Annotated in this window: 18 protein-coding genes; 12 read left to right on the top strand and 6 right to left on the bottom strand. The window is 45.1% G+C overall.

Going from position 1 to position 21,058, the window contains the following annotated elements; genetic code table 11:
- Positions 1-6 precede the first annotated feature (6 nt).
- Together hutI and hutH are read left to right on the top strand one after the other, a co-directional pair.
- Positions 7-1,233 carry an imidazolonepropionase gene (gene hutI, locus M1D72_RS13785; RefSeq protein WP_456297256.1) on the top strand — a complete coding sequence of 409 codons (1,227 nt, stop codon included), beginning with the start codon at positions 7-9 and terminating at the stop codon, positions 1,231-1,233.
- Between the two features lie 73 nt (positions 1,234-1,306).
- Positions 1,307-2,842: a histidine ammonia-lyase gene (hutH, locus tag M1D72_RS13780; protein WP_456297255.1), complete on the top strand. Its 1,536-nt coding sequence runs from the start codon at positions 1,307-1,309 to the stop codon at positions 2,840-2,842.
- A gap of 67 nt (positions 2,843-2,909) precedes the next feature.
- On the opposite strand, the gene M1D72_RS13775 is transcribed toward hutH, so the two are convergent.
- Both M1D72_RS13775 and ydiJ read right to left on the bottom strand, forming a co-directional pair.
- Positions 2,910-3,377: a methyltransferase family protein gene (locus M1D72_RS13775; protein WP_456297254.1), complete on the bottom strand. Its 468-nt coding sequence runs from the start codon at positions 3,375-3,377 to the stop codon at positions 2,910-2,912.
- A gap of 78 nt (positions 3,378-3,455) precedes the next feature.
- Positions 3,456-6,488, bottom strand: a complete 3,033-nt coding sequence (gene ydiJ, locus M1D72_RS13770; RefSeq protein ID WP_456297253.1) for a D-2-hydroxyglutarate dehydrogenase YdiJ — start codon at positions 6,486-6,488, stop codon at positions 3,456-3,458.
- Between the two features lie 198 nt (positions 6,489-6,686).
- Here ydiJ and M1D72_RS13765 point away from each other — a divergent pair, with 198 nt between their 5' ends.
- The 5 genes from M1D72_RS13765 to M1D72_RS13745 all read left to right on the top strand — a co-directional run bounded on the left by M1D72_RS13765 (position 6,687) and on the right by M1D72_RS13745 (position 10,560).
- Positions 6,687-7,376: a DUF3334 family protein gene (locus M1D72_RS13765; protein WP_456297252.1), complete on the top strand. Its 690-nt coding sequence runs from the start codon at positions 6,687-6,689 to the stop codon at positions 7,374-7,376.
- 120 nt (positions 7,377-7,496) lie between these two features.
- Positions 7,497-8,180, top strand: a complete 684-nt coding sequence (locus M1D72_RS13760; RefSeq protein WP_390190156.1) for a DUF2786 domain-containing protein — start codon at positions 7,497-7,499, stop codon at positions 8,178-8,180.
- A 292-nt stretch (positions 8,181-8,472) separates the two neighbouring features.
- A complete protein-coding gene (locus M1D72_RS13755; RefSeq protein ID WP_390190157.1) occupies positions 8,473-9,141 on the top strand; it encodes an OmpA family protein in 669 nt (222 codons plus the stop codon).
- 65 nt (positions 9,142-9,206) lie between these two features.
- Positions 9,207-10,202: a hypothetical protein gene (locus M1D72_RS13750; protein ID WP_456297251.1), complete on the top strand. Its 996-nt coding sequence runs from the start codon at positions 9,207-9,209 to the stop codon at positions 10,200-10,202.
- A gap of 163 nt (positions 10,203-10,365) precedes the next feature.
- Complete coding sequence (locus tag M1D72_RS13745; protein WP_456297250.1) at positions 10,366-10,560, top strand: hypothetical protein; 195 nt, start codon at positions 10,366-10,368, stop codon at positions 10,558-10,560.
- A 122-nt stretch (positions 10,561-10,682) separates the two neighbouring features.
- Here the strand turns inward: M1D72_RS13745 and tnpA are convergent, their stop codons facing one another.
- Positions 10,683-11,144 (bottom strand): IS200/IS605 family transposase, encoded by a 462-nt coding sequence (gene tnpA / locus M1D72_RS13740; RefSeq protein ID WP_456295486.1) that lies wholly within the window; start codon positions 11,142-11,144, stop codon positions 10,683-10,685.
- A 412-nt stretch (positions 11,145-11,556) separates the two neighbouring features.
- Between tnpA and M1D72_RS13735 the strand changes: the two genes are divergently transcribed.
- Together M1D72_RS13735 and M1D72_RS13730 are read left to right on the top strand one after the other, a co-directional pair.
- Positions 11,557-11,943: a hypothetical protein gene (locus tag M1D72_RS13735; RefSeq protein ID WP_456297249.1), complete on the top strand. Its 387-nt coding sequence runs from the start codon at positions 11,557-11,559 to the stop codon at positions 11,941-11,943.
- Between the two features lie 197 nt (positions 11,944-12,140).
- Positions 12,141-13,244, top strand: a complete 1,104-nt coding sequence (locus M1D72_RS13730; protein WP_456297248.1) for a phosphoribosylaminoimidazolesuccinocarboxamide synthase — start codon at positions 12,141-12,143, stop codon at positions 13,242-13,244.
- 67 nt (positions 13,245-13,311) lie between these two features.
- Here M1D72_RS13730 and M1D72_RS13725 read toward each other — a convergent pair whose 3' ends face one another.
- Positions 13,312-15,195, bottom strand: coding sequence for a methyl-accepting chemotaxis protein (locus M1D72_RS13725; RefSeq protein ID WP_456297247.1), 1,884 nt, complete (start codon positions 15,193-15,195; stop codon positions 13,312-13,314).
- A gap of 244 nt (positions 15,196-15,439) precedes the next feature.
- On the opposite strand from M1D72_RS13725, the gene M1D72_RS13720 reads away from it, so the two are divergent.
- Both M1D72_RS13720 and M1D72_RS13715 read left to right on the top strand, forming a co-directional pair.
- Complete coding sequence (locus M1D72_RS13720) at positions 15,440-17,326, top strand: DUF294 nucleotidyltransferase-like domain-containing protein (RefSeq protein WP_456297246.1); 1,887 nt, start codon at positions 15,440-15,442, stop codon at positions 17,324-17,326.
- 12 nt (positions 17,327-17,338) lie between these two features.
- Entirely contained in the window at positions 17,339-18,058 is a 720-nt protein-coding gene (locus M1D72_RS13715) for a 3'-5' exonuclease (protein ID WP_456297245.1), read from the top strand.
- Between the two features lie 73 nt (positions 18,059-18,131).
- On the opposite strand, the gene M1D72_RS13710 is transcribed toward M1D72_RS13715, so the two are convergent.
- Positions 18,132-19,706: a BCCT family transporter gene (locus M1D72_RS13710; protein ID WP_390190173.1), complete on the bottom strand. Its 1,575-nt coding sequence runs from the start codon at positions 19,704-19,706 to the stop codon at positions 18,132-18,134.
- 397 nt (positions 19,707-20,103) lie between these two features.
- Between M1D72_RS13710 and M1D72_RS13705 the strand changes: the two genes are divergently transcribed.
- The gene (locus M1D72_RS13705; protein ID WP_390190174.1) at positions 20,104-20,589 is read left to right on the top strand and encodes a MarR family winged helix-turn-helix transcriptional regulator; all 486 of its coding nucleotides are present in this window, start codon (positions 20,104-20,106) and stop codon (positions 20,587-20,589) included.
- A 78-nt stretch (positions 20,590-20,667) separates the two neighbouring features.
- Here M1D72_RS13705 and M1D72_RS13700 read toward each other — a convergent pair whose 3' ends face one another.
- Positions 20,668-20,913 (bottom strand): hypothetical protein, encoded by a 246-nt coding sequence (locus M1D72_RS13700; RefSeq protein ID WP_390190176.1) that lies wholly within the window; start codon positions 20,911-20,913, stop codon positions 20,668-20,670.
- Between the last annotated feature and the right edge of the window lie 145 nt (positions 20,914-21,058).

Genomic DNA, 21,058 nt, shown 5'->3' with positions numbered 1-21,058 from the left:
GATAACATGGACTTTGTGCTCACCAACGCGCGAATGGTTTCAATGCAGGCCAATAAAGCCGGTTATGATGTTTCGCCCCCCCAAAATATCACCGTCATTAACGGCAAAATCTCTGCCATCAGTCACCTCCTTCCTGAAAATAATTCGTTAAAAGTCATCAATTGTGCAGGCAAGTTACTCACACCAGGTTTGATTGACTGCCATACCCATCTCATTTTTGCCGGAAGTCGTGCGAACGAGTTTGAAATGCGTCTAAATGGCGTCCCATACCAAGAGATCGCAAAGCAAGGCGGCGGTATCTTATCGACGGTTCAAGCAACGCGAAGTGCGACTGAACAAGAGTTAATCGAACTGGCGCTTCCCCGCCTCGATGGATTAATTCGCAGCGGGGTCACGTCAGTTGAAATCAAATCCGGTTATGGACTCACTCTCGATGATGAAATAAAAATGCTTAAGGCAGCCAAAGCGCTGGAAAGTTACCGATCAATTAAGGTGTCGACAACGTTACTTGCCGCGCATGCAATCCCCCCAGAGTATGCCGGACGCGCTGATGATTACATTGACTATGTTTGTAACGTTATCATCCCGGCGGTTGCCGAGCAGAAACTGGCTTGCTCTGTTGATGTATTTTGTGAATCCATTGGTTTTACCCTGGAACAAACCGAGCGCGTTTTTAAAAGTGCTCAACAATTTGGCCTTAAGATTAAAGGCCACACAGAGCAACTGTCTAACCTCGGTGGAAGCGCGTTAACCGCCCGTTATCACGGTGTGTCGGTTGATCATATCGAATACTTGGACATTGAAGGGGTCAAAGCCATCGCCCAATCGGGCACGGTTGCCACATTATTACCTGGGGCATTTTATTTTCTTCGTGAACAGCAATTACCTCCGATTAAAGCCTTACGAGAGTACGATGTCCCCATGGCATTAGCGACCGACATGAACCCAGGTACATCTCCTTTTGCCGATCTCACAATGATGATGAACATGGGTTGCACGCTGTTTGGATTGACACCGGAAGAAGCCCTACGCGGCGTGACATGTCATGCCGCTAAAGCCATAGGCCAAAGCGAGTGCCGTGGTCAATTACGGGAAGGGTTTGATGCTGATATTGCGATATGGAATATTCAATCTCCCGCGGAGCTCAGCTATCAGCAAGGCATTCCCCTACTTGCCGCACGGGTTGTTGACGGCCGATTTGAGCGTATCTCCAGCGAGTCTTATTTTCAGTAACGCAACGTGTTTAGTTCATAGTTAATAACAGGCGTTACTCAGTACAAGTCACATTATGATGAAGGGAGTCAGCATGCTGAACTTAACTTTAAAACCGGGTCAATTGACCTTACATGAACTCCGTCAAGTCAGCCGTTCTCCTGTCACACTCACTCTGGATCCTGACGCGATTCCAGCGATTGAACGTAGTACATCCATCGTCAATCAAGTTATCAGTGAAGGAAAAACGGTCTACGGAATTAATACGGGATTTGGTTTACTAGCAAACACCAAAATTGCACCACACGATCTTGAGACGCTGCAGCGAAGTATTGTGCTCTCTCACGCAGCGGGGATTGGTCAGTTCATGGCCGATGAGACGGTGCGCTTGATGATGGTACTGAAAATTAATAGCTTAGCGCGAGGGTTTTCCGGTATTCGACTTGAGGTTATCAACGCATTGATGACCTTAGTCAACGCAGAGGTCTACCCTTGTGTACCTCAAAAAGGGTCAGTTGGCGCCTCTGGTGACCTTGCTCCACTGGCGCATATGAGCACCATCTTATTAGGTGAAGGGCAAGCTCGTTATCAAGGAGAGATCATCTCTGGTCTGAGCGCACTCAAAATAGCTGGCTTGTCACCCATCACTCTCGCTCCTAAGGAAGGGCTAGCCCTACTCAACGGTACTCAAGCATCTACCGCATTTGCGCTTGAAGGTCTATTTGGCGCCGAAGACCTGTTTGCATCTGCCACCGTATGCGGGGCGATGTCGGTGGAAGCCGCACTTGGAAGTCGGCGTCCTTTCGATGCGCGAATTCATCAAGTGCGCGGGCATCAGGGGCAAATAGACGCCGCCGCCGCGTTTCGACACTTACTCGGTGAAGACAGTGAGATTGGACTCTCCCACACTGACTGTGAAAAAGTGCAAGACCCATATTCACTGCGTTGCCAACCTCAGGTCATGGGCGCATGTTTACAACAAATCCGCAGTGCGGCCGATGTTTTAATCGTGGAAGCCAACTCCGTGTCAGATAACCCTTTGGTATTTGCCGATGAAGGTCACATCATTTCTGGTGGTAACTTCCATGCAGAGCCGGTCGCGATGGCTGCAGATAACCTGGCCCTAGCCATTGCTGAAATCGGCAGTTTATCTGAGCGCCGTATGGCGCTGCTCATTGATAGTGCGTTGAGTAAATTACCACCATTTTTAGTGGATAACGGCGGCGTTAATTCCGGGTTTATGATTGCTCAGGTTACCTCGGCGGCGCTTGCCAGTGAGAACAAAACACTCGCCCATCCAGCTTCGGTCGACAGCCTGCCCACCTCTGCCAATCAAGAAGATCACGTCTCGATGGCGACATTCGCCGCAAGACGCTTGCGCGATATGGGTGAAAATACCCGAGGAATTTTGTCCGTAGAATATTTGGCATCAGCGCAAGGGCTCGATTTTCGCGCGCCAAATAAATCATCCGTGCACGTAGAAGAAGCAAAGCAAATACTGCGAGAGCAGGTCCCTTTCTATGATAAAGACCGCTACTTTGCACCTGATATTGAACTCGCCAACCAACTGCTCAAATTAGCGATACATAATCATCTGATGCCCGCAGAGCTGTTACCGAGCAGCGTATAAACCAAAGAAAAGGCCTCGTTCAACGAGGCCCTTTTATATCAAACTAGATGGAAATCTCAGGCAAAAATCAAAGTAACCAACGTTTCACTCTCTGCTTGTACTTCTCATAGCGCTCACCATACTGCGCCGCCAAAAACCGCTCTTCAGGGATAATTTGAAAACGATTCATATACAAAATGAACACCCAGCACCAAGCAATGCTTGCCCAGCTCTGTAGCCAATACGCTGCACCAAACAGTGTCGTCAATAGCGACAAATACATCGGATTGCGTGTTACTGAAAACACACCGTGCTCCACCAGCTGAGAAACCTTATGCAATTTTATCGGATTGACGGTGGTCTTGGCTTTGCGAAATTGATAGAGGCTACTGAAAGCAAGAATGACAGCAATGACCAAACAACCAATAAATACCCAGTCCGTTTTAGGAAGCGGTAAGTAAGCGTCAGGAAACAATTCCGATGATTTAGCCATCGCCACTAAAAGAATAAGAAATACCGCAACTGGTGGGACTTTCAATTCGAGTTTTCTCAACACCGTGTTCCTATTCAAGCATGAAAAACAAGCGACCCGCCTCATACGACGGGTCTATATATCGTAGCGAACAAAATCCAATTACACGAGGTGCAGCAAAGCTTGCAATGGATGCTTCGCTTTATAATGCTCAAAGCGTTTCACCTGACTTCGACATGAGTATCCTGTGATCAAACAGCGCTCTTTGGGTAAGTCGTCAAGGCGAGGCCGCCAACTTAGCGCATAAATATCTTTGGACATCTGAAGCTTATCCACTTCGTGACCAAACGTCCCTGCCATTCCACAGCACCCCACAGGGACCGACTCTAAACGCCCCCCAAAGTGAGTAAAAATTTCTCCCCACTGTTTTTCAGAATTCGGCATCCGCGTTTTTTCTGTACAATGACCGAGCAAGTACCAAGGTTCATCTTGTTTTACTTTCGAGGCGGTAAAAGAATTCAGCCGAGGCAGCAACCACTCATGTACGGACAAAACTTCAAAATCACCGCGATCAGGACCTAAAATCTCGGCGTACTCATCTCGGTAACAAAGCACTAATGCTGGGTCAACTCCAACCATTGGAATATTCAGCTCGGAAACTTGTTCTAAAAATGCGGCGGTTGTTTTTGCCGTATCAGAAAACTGCTTGAGGAACCCTTTGATGTGCTGTGCTTTACCATTCGGTTTAAACGGCAATATTACCGGTGTATGACCAAGGCGCTGTACCAGTTTGACAAAGTCTTCAACCACATCCGCATCGTAGTAAGTGGTAAATGGGTCTTGAACAATCAAGACATACCGTTCACGCTCTTGTTCCGATAACGCCGACAGTTTGCGTAAATCAAACCCTTCTATCTTGCGGGTTCGCTTTGCCAAAATAGGGGTTGATAGCAGCGGCGTATCCACATATCCAACTGTCGATGCCGTTAGGCTTTGTACCCACTTATGTTTAATTACCCCATTCACTAGGCGCGGCGCTTTGGCCATCATCGGCAACATAGTCTCAATATTCGCGACTAAATAATCTTTTGCAGGGCGTTGATAGCGAGTGTGATAAATATTTAAGAAACGAGACCGAAAACTCGGCACATCCACTTTAATCGGACACTGGCTTGCGCACGCTTTACAGGCAAGACAGCCATTCATTGCTTCGTAGACTTCGTGAGAAAAGTCATATTCTTTATTGCGGTTGAAGCGGTTACGAACACGATCAATCATTGATTTGACAGGGGTTGATGATGTCAGAGCTTGATGTTCCAAATCGAGAATATCAATACCCTGCTCGGTAAGTTGACGTAACCATTCACGCACAAGCCCTGCACGGCCTTTAGGCGAGTGACGACGATCTGCGGTCACCTTCATCGATGGACACATGGGTGAGGCGGTATCGTAGTTAAAGCACAGCCCATTACCATTACACTCCATCGCCTGTTTGAAGCTGTCACGGACCTTAACGTCAATTTGGCGATCGAAATAGCCGCGTTTGGTATCGGATACTTTGACCAATTCAAAATCACTGTCGAGCGGCGTACAAATCTTTCCTGGGTTCATTTTATTGTGCGGGTCAAACGCCGCCTTTACACGTCGCAGTTCGTTAAACAGCTCTGTACCAAAAAACTCTGGGCCATATTCTGAGCGGTAGCCTTTGCCATGCTCTCCCCACATCAACCCGCCATATTTCGCGACCAATTTAACCACTTGATCGGAAATTTCATGCATCATTTTTTCTTGTTGAGGATCGCACAGATCCAGCGCGGGACGTACATGCAGTACTCCAGCATCAACGTGACCAAACATCCCATAAGCAAGCTGCTTTGAGTCTAAGAGCTCACGAAATTCTGCAATAAAATCCGCTAAATTTTCGGGCGGCACGCAAGTGTCTTCGGTAAAGGGAACCGGCTTTGCTCGACCTTTCGCCGCGCCTAAGAGGCCTACCGCCTTTTTCCGCATGTTGTAGATACGGTTAATGCTCGCTAGGTCGTCACACACTTGATAACCAATGATACCCGCCTCACCTTTTGCCATCATGCCATCAAGGCTTTGAGTAAGGGATGCAACCAACTGCGCATTTTCCGCTTGGTCTTGACCGGCAAACTCGACAATATTAATGCCCAACATCTCTTGTCCAGCAACATCAGTAATCAAATCACTGACGGTGTGCCAGACAATGTCTTGCTTGGCAAGATTGAGCACTTTGGAATCGACGGTTTCAACCGATAGCGCTTTCGCCTCGACCATCAAAGGTGCGTTACGTAATGCGGAATCAAAGGTGTTGTATTTAATATTCACCAAGCAACGCGCTTTAGGAATTGGCGTTAGGTTTAGCTTGGCTTCAGTAATGAACGCTAATGAGCCTTCCGACCCACATAACACTCGAGTGATGTCAAAGGTATCGCTGTGTTCATCAAACGCATTTTTTAAATCATATCCTGTTAGGAAGCGGTTTAAATCTGGGAATTTGTCAATAATTTGCTGGCGTTTTTCACGGCACACCTGTTCGGTCACCTTGAGTGCGTCAAAGGCATATTCACCCTGTTCAGGTAAGCCGTGAGATAAATCCGATTCCAAAATAGAGCCGTCTGCAAACACCGCTTGCAGAGAGAGGACATGGTCAGAGGTTTTACCGTATTTCAACGACCCTTGTCCCGACGCATCGGTGTTGATCATACCACCCAGCGTTGCACGGTTACTGGTCGATAGGTCAGGAGAAAAGAAATAGCCGTAGGGACGAACCGCATCATTGAGTTGATCCTTGATGACCCCGGTTTGAACGCGAACCCAGCCTTCTTGCTCGTTAATTTCGAGAATGTTATTCATATAGCGAGACAAGTCGACCACGATCCCCTTCGTCAAGGATTGTCCGTTGGTCCCTGTACCACCACCGCGCGGAGAAAACGTGACGCGCTCGTAATCTCCACGACAAGAAATACGGCCAATTAGCGCGACGTCTTGTGTCGATTTAGGATGAACGACCGCTTGCGGTAATTGTTGATAGACACTGTTGTCTGTCGCGACGGCCAAACGGCTGGCGTATTGAGTTTCAATGTCGCCGCTAAATCCTTGAGCTTCAAGTTCATGAAGGAAATTAACCACCAACGGGTCAACGTTATTTTGTAATTCTAGTCTTGGTAACATGTGCTTCCTGCCCCTTACTGCGCCGATCCTATCAGCAATGGGTTATCATTATTAATTTTGTTGATTTTCGTCACTTTACAACATTTAAAAAGGTGATCAAAACAGAATCTGCTGCGCACAATGGAAGTTCTCGCAATTGTTACCCAAACTTAAGTATTATACCTCTGCATTCCATGGGATCTTATGAGTGAATCATCAATGAAGAAAAACAAAATCATCACTACCGAAGACATTCTTTTAAAACTATGTCAGTCCGTCTCCACCGTACTCAGCTCCGCCACCGCGACTAACGTCACCTACTCCGCGATGGTGCAAAAGATTACTAAAACCAGTTTAAAGCCTGATTTTGGCTGTTTTGTCCTTTTTGATGGTGGGTTTTCTGGGCTGGTGGTCATCAACTTTACCTCTAAAGCCGCCCTTGAGCTTTACACCAGTTATATGCGTAATATGGGGATGCCTGAAGAAGAGTTAGCCGTGCTCCACACGTCTGATGAAGTTGGTGATGTGTTGGGTGAACTAATGAACCAATTAGTCGGCGACTTCACCAATAAAGTGCGCAAAGATTTGCAAACCAACATTACGCAGAACCAACCTAAAATGTTGTCACTGAACAAACAAGTGATTCTTTCTGTGGACACCAATCTCGATCGTCCTCAAGCACGCCGCGTGACGTTTTCTACCGAGAAAAACAACATTTTTTATCTTGAACTCGCGATGGATAAAACAGAGTTTATTCAGTTAGAAGAGTTTGATGTCGCCGAAGACGAAACGCCAGATAGCATTTTAGAACGCACACGTCAGCAGATGTCTGAATCCAGTAAACGCGCTCAGGAAGAAAAAACTTCTGGTAGCGCAGACAATGATCTGTTTGATGAATTAGGTATTTAAGTCACACTCCGCTCGAGTTATGGATGAAATTCATCACTCGAGCCTTTTCTATTATTTCGTTTTTACCTCGAACGCGCTAAAATAGCCGACTTTGTCAATCACAGAGTTTTTTTGCCGTCGATGGATAAACAGAAAGCCCTCAAAAAAATTGCGAAATGTTTGGAGTTAGGTAACTCAGCAAACGTCAATGAAGCAGCAAACGCAATCAAAATGGCTCATCGTCTTATGGTCAAGTATGGCCTGGATAAAGACGATATTGAGTTCATTAAAATGGGTAAGACGCAATCAACTCATCTTCTTCCCGCTAATATCAGCTCGACTATTTTACGTGTCATTCGCGGCATCAATACCAAGTTTGGCGTTGAAGCTGTACTGCTTAACCACAAGGGGCTAAAGCGGACAGAATTTATTGGTGAAGCTGACCGTGCCATTTTTGCGGCGTTTGCATTTGATATCATTTATCGAGAAATGAACGAACAAACGGGACGTTTTCGCAATAGCTTTGCGGGGACGGGCACATCAAACTCAGAGGTGACACGTCGAGTCAACTCGTTTGTATCAGGCTGGGTTGAAGGCGCCTTAGAGAAACTACCGATTATCACACCCGATGAAGAGTCGACCAGAAAGATTGACAGTTACATTGACCGCGAGTTTGAAAATATTGACCGTGAAACCTTTAAGCAGCAGCTTAAAGAAGCGATGAAAAACATCACTGCTGACTATGAGAAAGGTCTTAAGAAAGGCCGCACCGTTTCCGTCAGTCGCCCAATCGATGGTGCCCAGGCACCAAAGTTACTCCGCTAATTGATACCCTAACGATTTGCCCGTAAGACAACGCGGGCAACAACCCACTCCCCCTTTTCACCTCCGCGCCTGAGTCTTATAACGAGATCCTCCCCCCAGATTTCATGAAAGAAAAACAAGATTGTTGTGGTTGTGATTATTCAAGGTGTACAAAAGCATCTAAACTAATGACTCAAGTGGTTTAAAAATCCCCACTCGGTAAACATTTAGTCAAATCACCACTACCTGATTTGACAGCAGCGACCATCCAACGTTTATTGTCTAACGTTTTTTAACTAACGGAGACGTGTTTGTGAAAAAGTTAACCACAGCGCTGGCCATTGCCATCGCTTTGACAGGGTGTCAGGCGACACAGCGCCAAAATGCGACCACTGGTGAAAATGAAACCAACTCAACCACTAAAGGAGCTTTGATTGGCGCCATTACTGGTATTGCAGCAGGCCTTGCCACAGGTGATGACGCGAAAGAACGCCGCAACCGTGCATTAATTGGTGCAGCGGGTGGTGCAGCAATTGGCGGTGGTGTCGGCTACTACTTTGACCAGCAAGAAGCTGCACTGCGTAAAGAATTGCTTGATTCTGGTGTTCAAGTACAACGTGTGGGTGAAAATCAGCTATTACTTCGTATGGAAAATGGCATTGGCTTTCAAACGAACTCGTATCAACTCGATTCCTCTATTCACAACACTCTTCGTGGCGTCGCTCGAATTTTGGTGGAATACCCAGACACGAGCTTAGTCATCGATGGGCATACCGATAGCACAGGCAGTGACACAACCAACCAAATCTTATCTGAGCGCCGCGCTGAATCGGTTCGTTCATACCTGGTTTCGCAAGGGGTCGCAGCAGGCCGAGCCGTTGCGCGCGGTAATGGTGAACGTTACCCAATTTGTACCAATGAAACATCTGCAGGACGCGCATGTAACCGCCGGGTTGAAATTCAAATCCTGCCTTTAAAATAATCGATAGATCGTTTTAAATAAATCGGCCCTCACTGGGTCGATTTTTGTATTCATGGAGATAAAGATTGAGCATCAAAAACGTCGTTCTATGTTTAGCACTGCTAGCGCCTTTGCACGCTGGCGCTGAAGATTTAGAGACATTACGTCAACAAGCAGAACAAAATAATACTCAAGCTCAATTTGAACTCGCCCAGCGATATGCAAACGACGAGTCCGCTCTTCCTGATGCCAGCTATTGGTATACTCAAGCAGCCCAAAATGGGCACCTTCAAGCAAGCCTCGCCCTTGCCAAGTTGTCATTAAACACCAGCAACAATATGGAATTTTCTTCAAGTTTTTATTGGCTGTTGAAATCGGCAGTAACGGGCAATACCCAAGCGCAAATTGCAATTGCTGAACTTTACCTTTCTCCCGAAGGGCAAACCATCGCTTCAGAATCTTTAGCTCAAGCTTGGTATCAACTTGCGGCAGACACTGATGAACAGGCGGCCAATGTCTATGCGCAGTTATTGGAGCAACAGTTCAACCAGCAGCGAGCAAAACAACTGGCTGCTATCAATGAGCGAGAGCACAGTATCGAAGAAAGTACACAGTCATCCACGAACGCAAATCAGATAAGCCCCAGCCATGGTTGGATGCTTTATACCATCATTGCTCTTGCGGCAGCGCTGGCGATAATTCTATTATTATTGGTTAAGAAGCGCTTCACGCACCAAAAAGACCAAGCTTCAGCTAATTATGTTGAGCAATTGCAAGCACACATTGACCAGCAAAATGCGACAATCAAGCAACAAAAGCGTCAACTAGAAACACTCTTTCGCCAATTTAAAAAGCTTGAAGCGACTCCTCAGCCACCAAAAACAGAAACCCGTGATCACAAACTAGGTCTTGCGGCTTCGATGTTTGGCTACCGCCTTGCAAACTTACCCGATGAAAAACAGCTCAAAACTCGCTATAAACAGCTGTGTAAAATTTATCACCCCGATTTAAAAGGCAGTGATGAAGAAATGAAGCGTTTAAACAGTGCATTAAAAATTCTTGTGGCCCATGTTAATAAGTAGTTACATATAAACTATTAATTCCAAGTCATGTGCGATATAGCTTCAACGAGAAAAGCAATCGATACCCCTCCCATTTCATAACAAAATTTCAACATTAGTGCGTAGGCTATGCAATAATTTGCGCCGCTAGGATTACATACTGTAAACCAGGTGAGGAGATAACATGTTTACGATTGAGGGTGTTTGTGATTGGTGTAAAAAACCCGCTCTAGTAATCAAACACGAATATATTGATAGCAAGTGTCACTACTCATGTGAACAATGCAACAGTATTGCAACGCTTGACGTTCGACAGTTTAATATTGGCGAAATACAACAACGCGAACGTGAACAAGCTCGGCAATCAATACGTCAATAACAGCCTTTTGCTGAAAAAAAAAGTATCCACCGGCATAGCCGGTGGTTTTTCATATGCGCCTATAAGGCTCTCCTACTGGCAGCGCCCTAGCAGGCGCGTAGTGATCTGACATTTGCATATGACTATTTCCTGCGGCCCGTAAACGGGCTACCTGAATACGGGAGCGATAATTGCTCTCCCATTTTATCCTGCTCTAATTGGTGCTTGATGTAATTTTGTATCTTGCTCGTATTCTTACCTACCGTATCTACATAATAACCTCGGCACCAAAACTCTCGATTTCTATATTTAAACTTCAAATCGCCGAATCGTTCATAAAGCATTAGGCTACTTTTGCCTTTCAAGTACCCCATAAACCCTGAAACACTCATTTTGGGCGGTATTTCTAAAAGCATGTGGATATGATCCGCGCAACATTCCGCTTCAAGAATGTTCACATTTTTCCATTCACATAGTTTCCTCAATATTTCACCTATCGCTCTACGTTTTTCTCCGTAGAAAACTTGCCTTCTATATTTCGGTGCAAAGACTATGTGGTATTTACAGTTCCAGCGCGTGTGCGCTAAGCTCTTTTCGTCCCCCATTGGGACCCCCTTTCAATTCTTAATTAACTCTTGCAGTTGCCAGACCACAAGACGTTTTTATCAAATTGAAAGGGGTTATATAACTGACTTATAGCTATAAGCTTTACGGAACCCCCAGCCTAGCTGGGGGTTTTCTCTATACAACAAGAAGCGCCTTATGCGGGCGCTTTTTTGATCGCTGTAGACGACTGTATATCCGCCTAATCTTTGTCTACATCACTAGACCCGACTATTTCACCAGCCTCAATGTCATCATAAAGAAAAGATTACTTTTATCTACTATTCAACAACTTAATACAAAAACCGCGTATAACCACCAACATCATGGATAAAAAAACAACAAATATGACTTGATCCAGTTGTCGATCAGTAATACTGTATGCACATACAGCATGCATGAAGGAACAGTATTATGATTCAACTAAAAGCACGTACTTATTCGAAACACAATGTTCTTGCCCAACCAACAAAGCCTTTAGATATTGATGCCCGAACATTGGAGCGCATTGCTGGCTTATCTCAGCAGCAATGGGTACTGTTCACTTCAGAATGCCCTCGCCCTGATCTCCAACAGCTCAATGCTTTTAACGTACTTTGCAAAAATGTGATTCATATGAAGCCATCTCGAACTAAGTCGGAAATTGAAATCGTCATACAGGCCATTAAATCTCAAAACGCCAGCGCGATAGTTGCGTCGACGAATATCGATTTAATTAATCAAAAACTGCTGACTCAAATGGCAGAGCGTTATGGGTGTGAACTGTTTTTCGTTGAAGGACAACACTCGCAATATCATTAACCACTCCGAATTACAGCTGTCTGTTCGCCTCTTTTGGTATTACGGAAGAGGCTTTTTTGTATCTATTTTTCATTGCCAAGGCAAACGTTTGCTTTTTCTCTGGAAGTGTCAAAATCTTCTGGTATGATTCTTCTCAAATTTAAGTGATTTCTTTCACTTCTACGCTGTTGTTTTGAAATTAAGCATAGGAATGCCTCATGAGCCTCGCTGACCAAGTTCTTGCCGTCAATGACGATCTTCCCATTCGTACCGATAAGCCCGTTCACAGTGGGAAAGTTCGCTCTGTTTACTGGCTAACAGAGCAAGATAGCCGCCGTCTGATCAAAGAAAAAGGTTACCCAGTTCCAGATGATGCCCCGTTGGCCATCATGGTGATCAGTGATCGAATTTCTGCATTTGACTGTATTTGGCATGGTGAAAACGACCTTCAAGGCGTTCCAGGAAAAGGCGCGGCGCTTAATGCTATTTCCAACCATTGGTTTAGCCTTTTTAAACAAAATGGATTGGCGGATAGTCATATACTGGATATTCCCCACCCTCTTGTGTGGATAGTACAAAAAGCCAAACCAGTAAAAATCGAAGCCATCTGTCGTCAATACATCACGGGCTCAATGTGGCGTGCATATGAAAAAGGCGAACGCGAATTCTGTGGTATCAAGCTACCTGAAGGACTAGAGAAGGATAAAGCCCTGCCCGAGATACTTATCACTCCGTCCACTAAAGGCATTCTGAAAGGTATTCCCGGTGTTCCTGAAGCCGATGATGTCAATATTTCGCGCCAAAACATTGAAGAAAATTACTCCGCATTTAACTTCGCTTCACCACAAGATATCGCTCACTACGAAAAGCTTCTTAAAGACGGGTTTACCGTTATCAGTGATGCTCTTCAACAAGTGGGTCAGATTTTCGTTGATACAAAATTTGAATTTGGCTATGTCACTGACCGTAGCGGTCAAGAAAAACTGATTTATATGGACGAAGTCGGTACGCCAGACTCATCGCGTCTGTGGGATCAAAAAGCTTACTCTGAAGGGAAGATCGTTGAAAACTCGAAAGAAGGATTCCGACAGTTCTTACTTAATCATTTCCCTGACCCAGATATTCTGCTCAACAAAGAGAGAATGCCAGAGCGTGAAGCGCTAGCACGAGACAACGCACTGCCGCTTGATGCACTGATGGCGGTGTCAAAAACTTATACAGATATCGCGGAAACAATCACCGGAAAGCCCGTCGTGATGAGCAATAATCCAAAACAGGACATCATCGATATTCTACAAGCGCAATATGGCTTGATTGACTAAGAACATGCCTTGATCAAAAAAAGCGCCACTAAAAAGTGGCGCTTTTTGTTGCTGTAACCTTATCAGCTTATAACTTAAAACGCTGAATGTGGCCATGCAATTGATCAGACAGTGCTGAGAGTTTACCTGCCTGCTCTGCAGCCTGCACTGCTTCATCAGAGAGATCATTTGATACGTCACGAATACCTTGTGTATTGCGCGTCACTTCTGAAGTCACTGAGGCTTGTTCCTCTGCCGCGGTCGCGATCTGAGTCGCCATATCGCTGATCAGTTCAATCGCCGATTTAATCTGCTCCAAATTATGTGCTGCTTGCTCAGCATCCGCAACGGAAGTGTTGGCCAGATTGCGGCTATCATCCATGATGGTCACGGCTTTACCCGTCGTGGATTGCAGCGTCTCAATCATAGTCTGGATCTCTTTCGTTGACGCATGAGTTCGCTGGCTCAAGACACGAACTTCATCCGCAACAACAGCAAACCCTCGACCTTGCTCACCAGCACGAGCGGCTTCAATTGCTGCATTTAAGGCCAGCAAATTGGTTTGTTCAGCGATATCAGTGATGGTGCCCAAAATCGTACTAATACTCTGGCTATGCCCATTAAGTTCTTGAATCACATCCGTGGCGATTTGTACTTCTTTCGCGAGGTTTTGAATTGACGCTTGAGTTTGACCCACTTGCGCGGAGCCATTAACCGATGTCGATACCGCTTGCGTTGCCGAATGCGCGGCATTATCAGCGTTATTGGCAATCTCATGAGTCGCTGCTGACATTTCATTAATGGCGGTCGCCACCATATTGATTTCGTCTTGTTGCAACCCAATACGCTCACTACGCTCTTTGGCTTGGTTTGCGGTGGCGCGTGACTGCTCAGAAAGCTCGCCCGCAACAGAATGAAGTTGCATAACTAGCGTACGCATATTTTCAACAAATACATTAAAATTACGCGCCAATTGTCCGACTTCATCATCAAAACGCGGAGTAATGGTTTGAGTTAAGTCGCCGTCACCCGATGCGATTTCTTCCAATGCCTTAGAGACGCGGCCTAAATCGCGAAATAGGAAATTAACCAGCCATGACACCAAGCCAAACACGGCCAAAGCAATAATAGACGCGGTAAAGATCAGCCCTTTAAGTAACTGATAAAAGCTTTGTAGCTCTGTCGATTTATCCAACTCAATGGCGAAGTACCAATCGGTGTTCGGCACTTTCTTAAACAGCATCAACTTTTCGACGCCAGTGACGTCAACGCTCTCTAGCACAGAGTCAGTTGCCGCTTGTTTAATATTGGGCATGGAAAGATTGGACGACAATTCACTGACAGGTTTTAGGATAAGTTCGCTATTTTGGTGAGCGAGAAACGTACCATTTTGCGCATCAATCAGCATGGTGTTGGCGTTCACACCGGCATCAAGCGCAATCACATCTTCCACCAACTGATCAATCAGTACATCTGCGCCCACAACACCAATAAACTGACCTTGCTTGTTAATTGGCTCGGCTATCGTAATTAAAAGCGCATTGGTGATCGCATCTTGATAAGCCGTGGTAATAATCTGTTTACCCGCCGATTTTGCATCTTGATACCAAGGACGTTGTCTTGGGTCATAACCCGCCCTATTACGCTCTGGATGCGAGCGCAGCATCTCGCCTTGTGTTGTTCCAAAGAAAATATCATCGAAACCACCCGCATTTCGCGATTGTTGAAGAAAGGGAATCACATCCGCTTCTTGGGTATGGTCATTAAATGATTGAGCAATCGATTCACGGATAGCAACCCAGTCGGAAATACTGGAAACGGTCGCTTTTGCTAAGCTTGTTGTTCGATTATAAATGGCCGCTTGAGTCTGCTCGTATAAACGATGAGACGCCAACCAAGTTAACGCGCTGGCCATGGCCACCACCGCCAATAAACTCGACCCAATTAACTTGGACTTTAGAGTGATTTTCATTTTTATCAGGACACCATAACGTTTATTTAGGGAATGGCATGTTACCGTATAAACTCATTGATATATAAGCTTTTAATATTATTTTTGAACTCATTTCCAACATTAAAAGTTAACATTTAATCATTTCACCCGATTTCATTGCAGCAGCTTCCATTCGAGTGTGGATTTAGCGCTTCTCGTCATGCAGAAATCATCAACTTAAGGTAAGATAGAGGGATTGCATCCCAAACTGAGAAATAGAGATATGGAAGCTGAACTGATTGAAATTAAAAATTTTCTCGCACAGTATCCGCCTTTTGACGAGCTTCCCGATGAAACCCTCGATAATGTCACTCGTCATGTTGAGATTTCATACTTCAGAGAAGATACCCCTATCATCCACTTTGGCGATCACATCACTGATCTCTACATGGTTCGAAGTGGCGTGGTTGAGGTATACCGACGTAAAGGTGAGTTGTATAACCGCCTCGACCAAGGCGCTATCTTTGGACAAATGGGGTTATTAACGAATAACAAAGTACGCTTCCCCGTAAAAGCAATTGAAGACACGCTCGTTTACTGCATTCCAGAACAAGTGTTTCAAGAGCTGTATGAAGAGCACGACTCATTCGCAGACTATGTCGAAGTAGAAAACAGCGCTCGCCTGCGTCAAGCGGTGTCAAGCACCCAAGAAGAGAATGATCTCACGACCTCAAAAGTTCGCACTTTGATCACTCGAGAAGCACCATTTATCGATAAAAATGAGAGTATTCAAAACTCAGCGATAAAAATGGCGGAAGAGAACATTTCCGCGCTGTTGGTTATGGATCCAGAGATAGAGGAAGACGAAGAGCAAGACAGCAGCTCTCTGATTGGTATTATCACCGATCGAGATTTATGTACTCGCGTATTAGCCCAAGGTCTGGACCCTCATGATGAAGTCGCTTCAGTGATGACCACTGAACTGCTTTCCCTCGATCACAACGCGTATGTGTATGAAGCCATGCTTAAAATGCTGCGCTATAACGTTCACCACTTACCCGTACTGAAAAATAAAAAGCCGATCGGTATTATTGAAACCAGTGACATCGTTCGTTATGAATCACAAAGTTCACTGCTTTTAGTCAGCAGCATTTTCCAACAGCATTCGATTGAAGAACTTTCTGCACTCTCCGAGCAGGTCAAAGACAGCTTCGTCCGTTTGGTCAATGAAGACGCGAACTCGCACATGGTAGGCAGCGCGATGTCGGTGATCGGACGCAGTTTTAAGCAGCGCATCATTGAATTAGCCGAAGAAGAATTAGGCGCAGCGCCTATCCCATATTGCTTCCTTGCTCTTGGCTCAATGGGACGAGACGAGCAATTGCTGGTGACCGATCAAGACAATGCCATTATTCTCGATGACAGCTATGACCCAGAAAAACATGGCGAGTATTTTGAACAATTTTCCAAAATCATTTGTGATGGGTTAGATAAATGCGGCTATGCGTATTGCACCGGTGATATCATGGCGACCAACCCAACTTGGCGTATGACACGCCGAGAATGGGAAGAATGTTTCGCTGATTGGATTGATGACCCGAATCCAAAAGCCTTACTCAATGCGTCTATCTTCTTTGATCTCGATGGGGTATACGGACGCCTAAAATGGGCAGAGCAACTGAATGGTTTTATCGTTCGCCGTTCACGTCGTAATAACCGATTCTTGGCTTGTTTGGCACGCAATGCCCTCAACCGAACCCCACCTCTCGGATTCTTTAAAAGCTTCGTAATGGAAAAAGATGGTCGTCATAATAACTCGATCAACTTGAAACGTCGCGGTACTGCGCCACTGGCCGATTTGATTCGTGTTCATGCTTTGGCAGTTGGCTCTCGCTCGCGCAACTCATTCGAACGCCTCGATGACATTATCGATGCGGGCATTTTACCGAAAGGGAAAGCCGAAGACATTCGCGATGCCCTTGAATTTATCTCTATGGTACGTATTCGCCACCAAGCTTACGATGTCGAAAACAGTATCGAACCCGATAACAATATCGAGCCAGAGCATCTGTCTGATTTTGAACGCCGCAACCTCAAAGATGCCTTTCAGATCCTGAGTAATGCACAAAACTTTTTAAAGTACCGCTATCAAGCGGGTAAAAAATTGTAAGAGAGAACGAATATGTTCAAACGACACGTCGCCTCTCCTGCGATTGATTGGGAGCACAAGTTTCAACAAAAGCTGAAGTTGGTTAAAAACCCTCAGTTACAATCCTTTTATCAAGCTGGAGTTCAAGCTGGCGATACGCCAATCGAAGACGTTGTCTTTTTGGCAATGGATTTTGAGACAACCGGGCTCAACGCCAAGGAAGATGAAATCCTGACGATTGGTACCGTGCCATTTACATTAAATCGCATATTTTTAAATAAGGCCAAGCACTGGACAGTGCGCCCTCGTCGCCAACTCGAAGAAGACTCGGTGGTTATCCATGGGATTACACATAGTGATATTTTGGATGCACCGGACTTTGAGGATATCTATGCAGATGTGCTAGCAGAGATGAGCGGTAAAATTTTAGTGGTTCATTACAATCAGATTGAGCGAAAGTTTCTCGACCGAGCACTAAAGTCACGCGTGAAAGAAGGCATTGAATTTCCTGTTGTCGATACGCTGGCTCTTGAAAGTATGATTCAAAAGAAGGTAAATGGCGGGTTGCTTAATCGGCTCAAAGGAAAGCGTCCTCAATCAGTGCGATTAGGTCAAAGCCGGACACGTTATTGCTTGCCCGCTTATACTCCACATCACGCTCTGACGGACGCAATTGCGACCGCAGAACTGCTGCAGGCACAAATCGCTTATTACTATGACAAGCAAGAGCCATTGAAGAACTTCTGGTTATAGTGACCATTCCGTTATCTTAATATACCGACAAAAAAAGGAGCCAATTGGCTCCTTTTTTATCTTCATGATCAGCTTAGCTGCGATCTTCGGTGCTCATCCCTTTAATCAAACTGACACACATCAGTAGCAGCACAAAGGTAAATGGCAATGCCGTTGAAATCGCGCCGGCTTGTAGTGCTTGAATCGCTTCAGTACCACCTACCCATAGCAAGGCAATCGCAATCGCCCCTTCCATCAACGCCCAGAAAATACGTTGTGGTACAGGCGCATCCATTTTACCGCCAGCAGTAATACTATCGATAACCATAGAGCCCGAGTCAGAAGAGGTAATAAAGAATACCAACACTAGGATAATGGCAATGGTTGATAGAATCGCGCCGTAAGGCAGTACATCAAACATTTCAAACATGGCAAGCGAAACATCTGTGAGGCCTTGAGTTCCTAGAGCTCCGACTTTATCAGCAACTTGTTCGATCGCTAAACCGCCAAATACCGACATCCAGACAACCGTTACCAGCGTTGGAACAATCAGTACGGCTGTCATGAATTCACGAACAGTACGACCTTTTGAGACGCGAGCGATAAAGGTACCAACAAATGGTGACCATGAAATCCACCAAGCCCAGTAAAATACCGTCCAGCCTTGGAACCATGCCTCGTCTTCGCGGCCATGTGGATTACTTAGCGGAATAATATTTTCAACATACGCTGTGATTGTGGTTGGAATAGATCCAAATGTGACAGCGTAACCAATAAGAGCAACCAACACTAGAAGCAAGAATGCCACGATCATGTTGATGTTACTGATGACTTTCACACCACCATCAAGACCACGAATAACAGACACCGTGGCTAATAGAGTCACACCAATAATAACAATCACTTGCAAACCAAGACCTGAGTCCAAGCCAAACACGTGGTGAATACCACTGGCTGCTTGTTGTGCACCAAGCCCCAATGATGTTGCCAAGCCAAACAGTGTCGCGAGAACCGCCAGAATATCGACAATATGGCCAGCCCAACCCCACGCTTTATCACCTAAAATAGGGTAAAAGATTGAACGGATAGAGAGTGGAAGGCCTTTGTTATAAGCAAAAAATGCCAAAGATAACGCAACAACGCCATAGATAGCCCAAGGGTGAAGACCCCAGTGATACATGGTTGCGCCAAGAGCAAGCTTCGCAGCTTCCGGTGTGTTCGCTTCTACGTTAAGAGGGGTTTCATACCACCCTGTGAAGTAAGCAACAGGCTCAGCAACACTCCAGAACATCAAGCCGATACCCATGCCCGCCGCGAACAACATCGCCAGCCATGACATGAAAGAGAAATCGGCAGTGGCCTCTTTGCCACCAAGTCGAATTTTACCAAATGGCGATACGATCAGCGCCAAACAGAAAATTACAAAGATATTCCCTGCCCAGATAAACAACCAATCAAAAGCACCGATAATGCTCCACTTAATGCCATCTAATGCGGTTTTAGTGTCATGAGGGTCGAGAAACATCGCGGCTAATAAAAATAAGCCAATCAAACCTGCACTGATCCCAAACACAGGGTTATGAACATCAAACCCCCACTTTTGTACGTTATCTTGACCGACTGTGTAGTCGGTACTGTCGATACTGTACTTATCTATACCTTTCGTCATGCATCCTCTCTGATAAACATTTCCTGGTGACTCGTCATATCGTCTAATAATGTTTAGTACAAAAATCATTCAACAATGATAAAATTGATGAGCCCGAATACAAATTCGACAGATAGTTTACATTTTATGAATTAATAATCCAGCAAATGATTAATAAACAACCAAAAAACTTAAATAATTAGGTTCAAGCGCACAAATATTAACCATATAAATTAGATGGATATTAAACCATATGGTTCGAATACAAATCTTTTTACTTACGCTCAATTATTCGTAGTCAAAATAAAATTTGTTAGCACTTAAATATCACTGCGATTTATACTTTAAATGGCAGTTAATTTCCGGTATGTTCGCGTCAGTCATTGTATACAACCTCAAAAATCGTTGGGAAATTAGTTTGGAAAAACACGAAGAAGTCTTGGTCGCCATCCGCCAAATCATTAGAGCGATAGATCTACACTCGAAGAAACTGAGTAAAGAGTCTGGGTTGACTGGGCCTCAGTTGATCCTAATGCGTTCAATTCGTGAGCTTGGTCAGGTCACCATTAAAGAGTTATCAAAGAACACCAATATGAGCCAAGCAACCGCCACGACGATTCTTGATAGGCTTGAGCGCAATGAGCTAGTACAGCGCATTCGTAGCCAAACGGATAAGCGTAAAGTTCATGCGCATTTGACGGATAAAGGTAGAACACTGTTAGAAGAAGCACCATTGCCACTTCAACACAGCTTCGTGAATAATTTCCAAAAGCTCGAAGAGTGGGAGCAATCACTGCTGCTATCATCAGTGCAAAGAATTTCTTCTATGATGAATGCGGAAGATTATGACGTTGCGCCTATGCTGGAAATTGGCAGTATTACCACATCTGAATACAAAAGCTAGCCAGCGCGAATGAACAACAGATATAAAAAACCGAGCGGCCAACGCTCGGTTTTTTTGTATTTAAACACTGATAAAGGACTAAGGTGTGGTCAGCCAAGCATAATAATTTGTTGAACCGTAGCCTATCATCGCCCCATCAAGATATAAGATGGATATCACGACAAATAAGAGCAGAAAGATAAAATTGAAGTATTTTACCCGCTTTCGTTGACGAACTTGATGTTTTGAGTAACTCAGGCCCTGAAGTACTGCGACAGCAAAAGGGTAAATAAACAGCATTCCTAGCAGCATCCAAGATAACGTGAGTAGTACGTCATCCAACATGTGTGTTCCTTGCCGATTAAGGTTGGTTAATACGCTATCAAAGTTTGTGCCGCAGCAATGAGACACGTGGGTGTATTTATCCTTTATCAGCCTATTTTATCGAACTGCACATGCCTCAATCGCTCTCGGCTTTCTCTATTTGTTT

The sequence above is a fragment of the Vibrio sp. AK197 genome (genome assembly GCF_053903115.1).
This window is presented reverse-complemented; position numbering and strand designations above follow the sequence as displayed.

Coding starts and splice junctions, on each gene's coding strand:
- M1D72_RS13720 (WP_456297246.1), top strand. CDS start 15,440: ATGGAAGCTGAACTGATTGAAATTAAAAATTTTCTCGCACAGTATCCG.
- M1D72_RS13730 (WP_456297248.1), top strand. CDS start 12,141: ATGAGCCTCGCTGACCAAGTTCTTGCCGTCAATGACGATCTTCCCATT.
- hutI (WP_456297256.1), top strand. CDS start 7: ATGGACTTTGTGCTCACCAACGCGCGAATGGTTTCAATGCAGGCCAAT.
- M1D72_RS13745 (WP_456297250.1), top strand. CDS start 10,366: ATGTTTACGATTGAGGGTGTTTGTGATTGGTGTAAAAAACCCGCTCTA.
- M1D72_RS13715 (WP_456297245.1), top strand. CDS start 17,339: ATGTTCAAACGACACGTCGCCTCTCCTGCGATTGATTGGGAGCACAAG.
- M1D72_RS13760 (WP_390190156.1), top strand. CDS start 7,497: ATGGATAAACAGAAAGCCCTCAAAAAAATTGCGAAATGTTTGGAGTTA.
- ydiJ (WP_456297253.1), bottom strand. CDS start 6,488: ATGTTACCAAGACTAGAATTACAAAATAACGTTGACCCGTTGGTGGTT.
- M1D72_RS13725 (WP_456297247.1), bottom strand. CDS start 15,195: ATGAAAATCACTCTAAAGTCCAAGTTAATTGGGTCGAGTTTATTGGCG.
- M1D72_RS13700 (WP_390190176.1), bottom strand. CDS start 20,913: ATGTTGGATGACGTACTACTCACGTTATCTTGGATGCTGCTAGGAATG.
- M1D72_RS13765 (WP_456297252.1), top strand. CDS start 6,687: ATGAAGAAAAACAAAATCATCACTACCGAAGACATTCTTTTAAAACTA.
- M1D72_RS13710 (WP_390190173.1), bottom strand. CDS start 19,706: ATGACGAAAGGTATAGATAAGTACAGTATCGACAGTACCGACTACACA.
- hutH (WP_456297255.1), top strand. CDS start 1,307: ATGCTGAACTTAACTTTAAAACCGGGTCAATTGACCTTACATGAACTC.
- tnpA (WP_456295486.1), bottom strand. CDS start 11,144: ATGGGGGACGAAAAGAGCTTAGCGCACACGCGCTGGAACTGTAAATAC.
- M1D72_RS13735 (WP_456297249.1), top strand. CDS start 11,557: ATGATTCAACTAAAAGCACGTACTTATTCGAAACACAATGTTCTTGCC.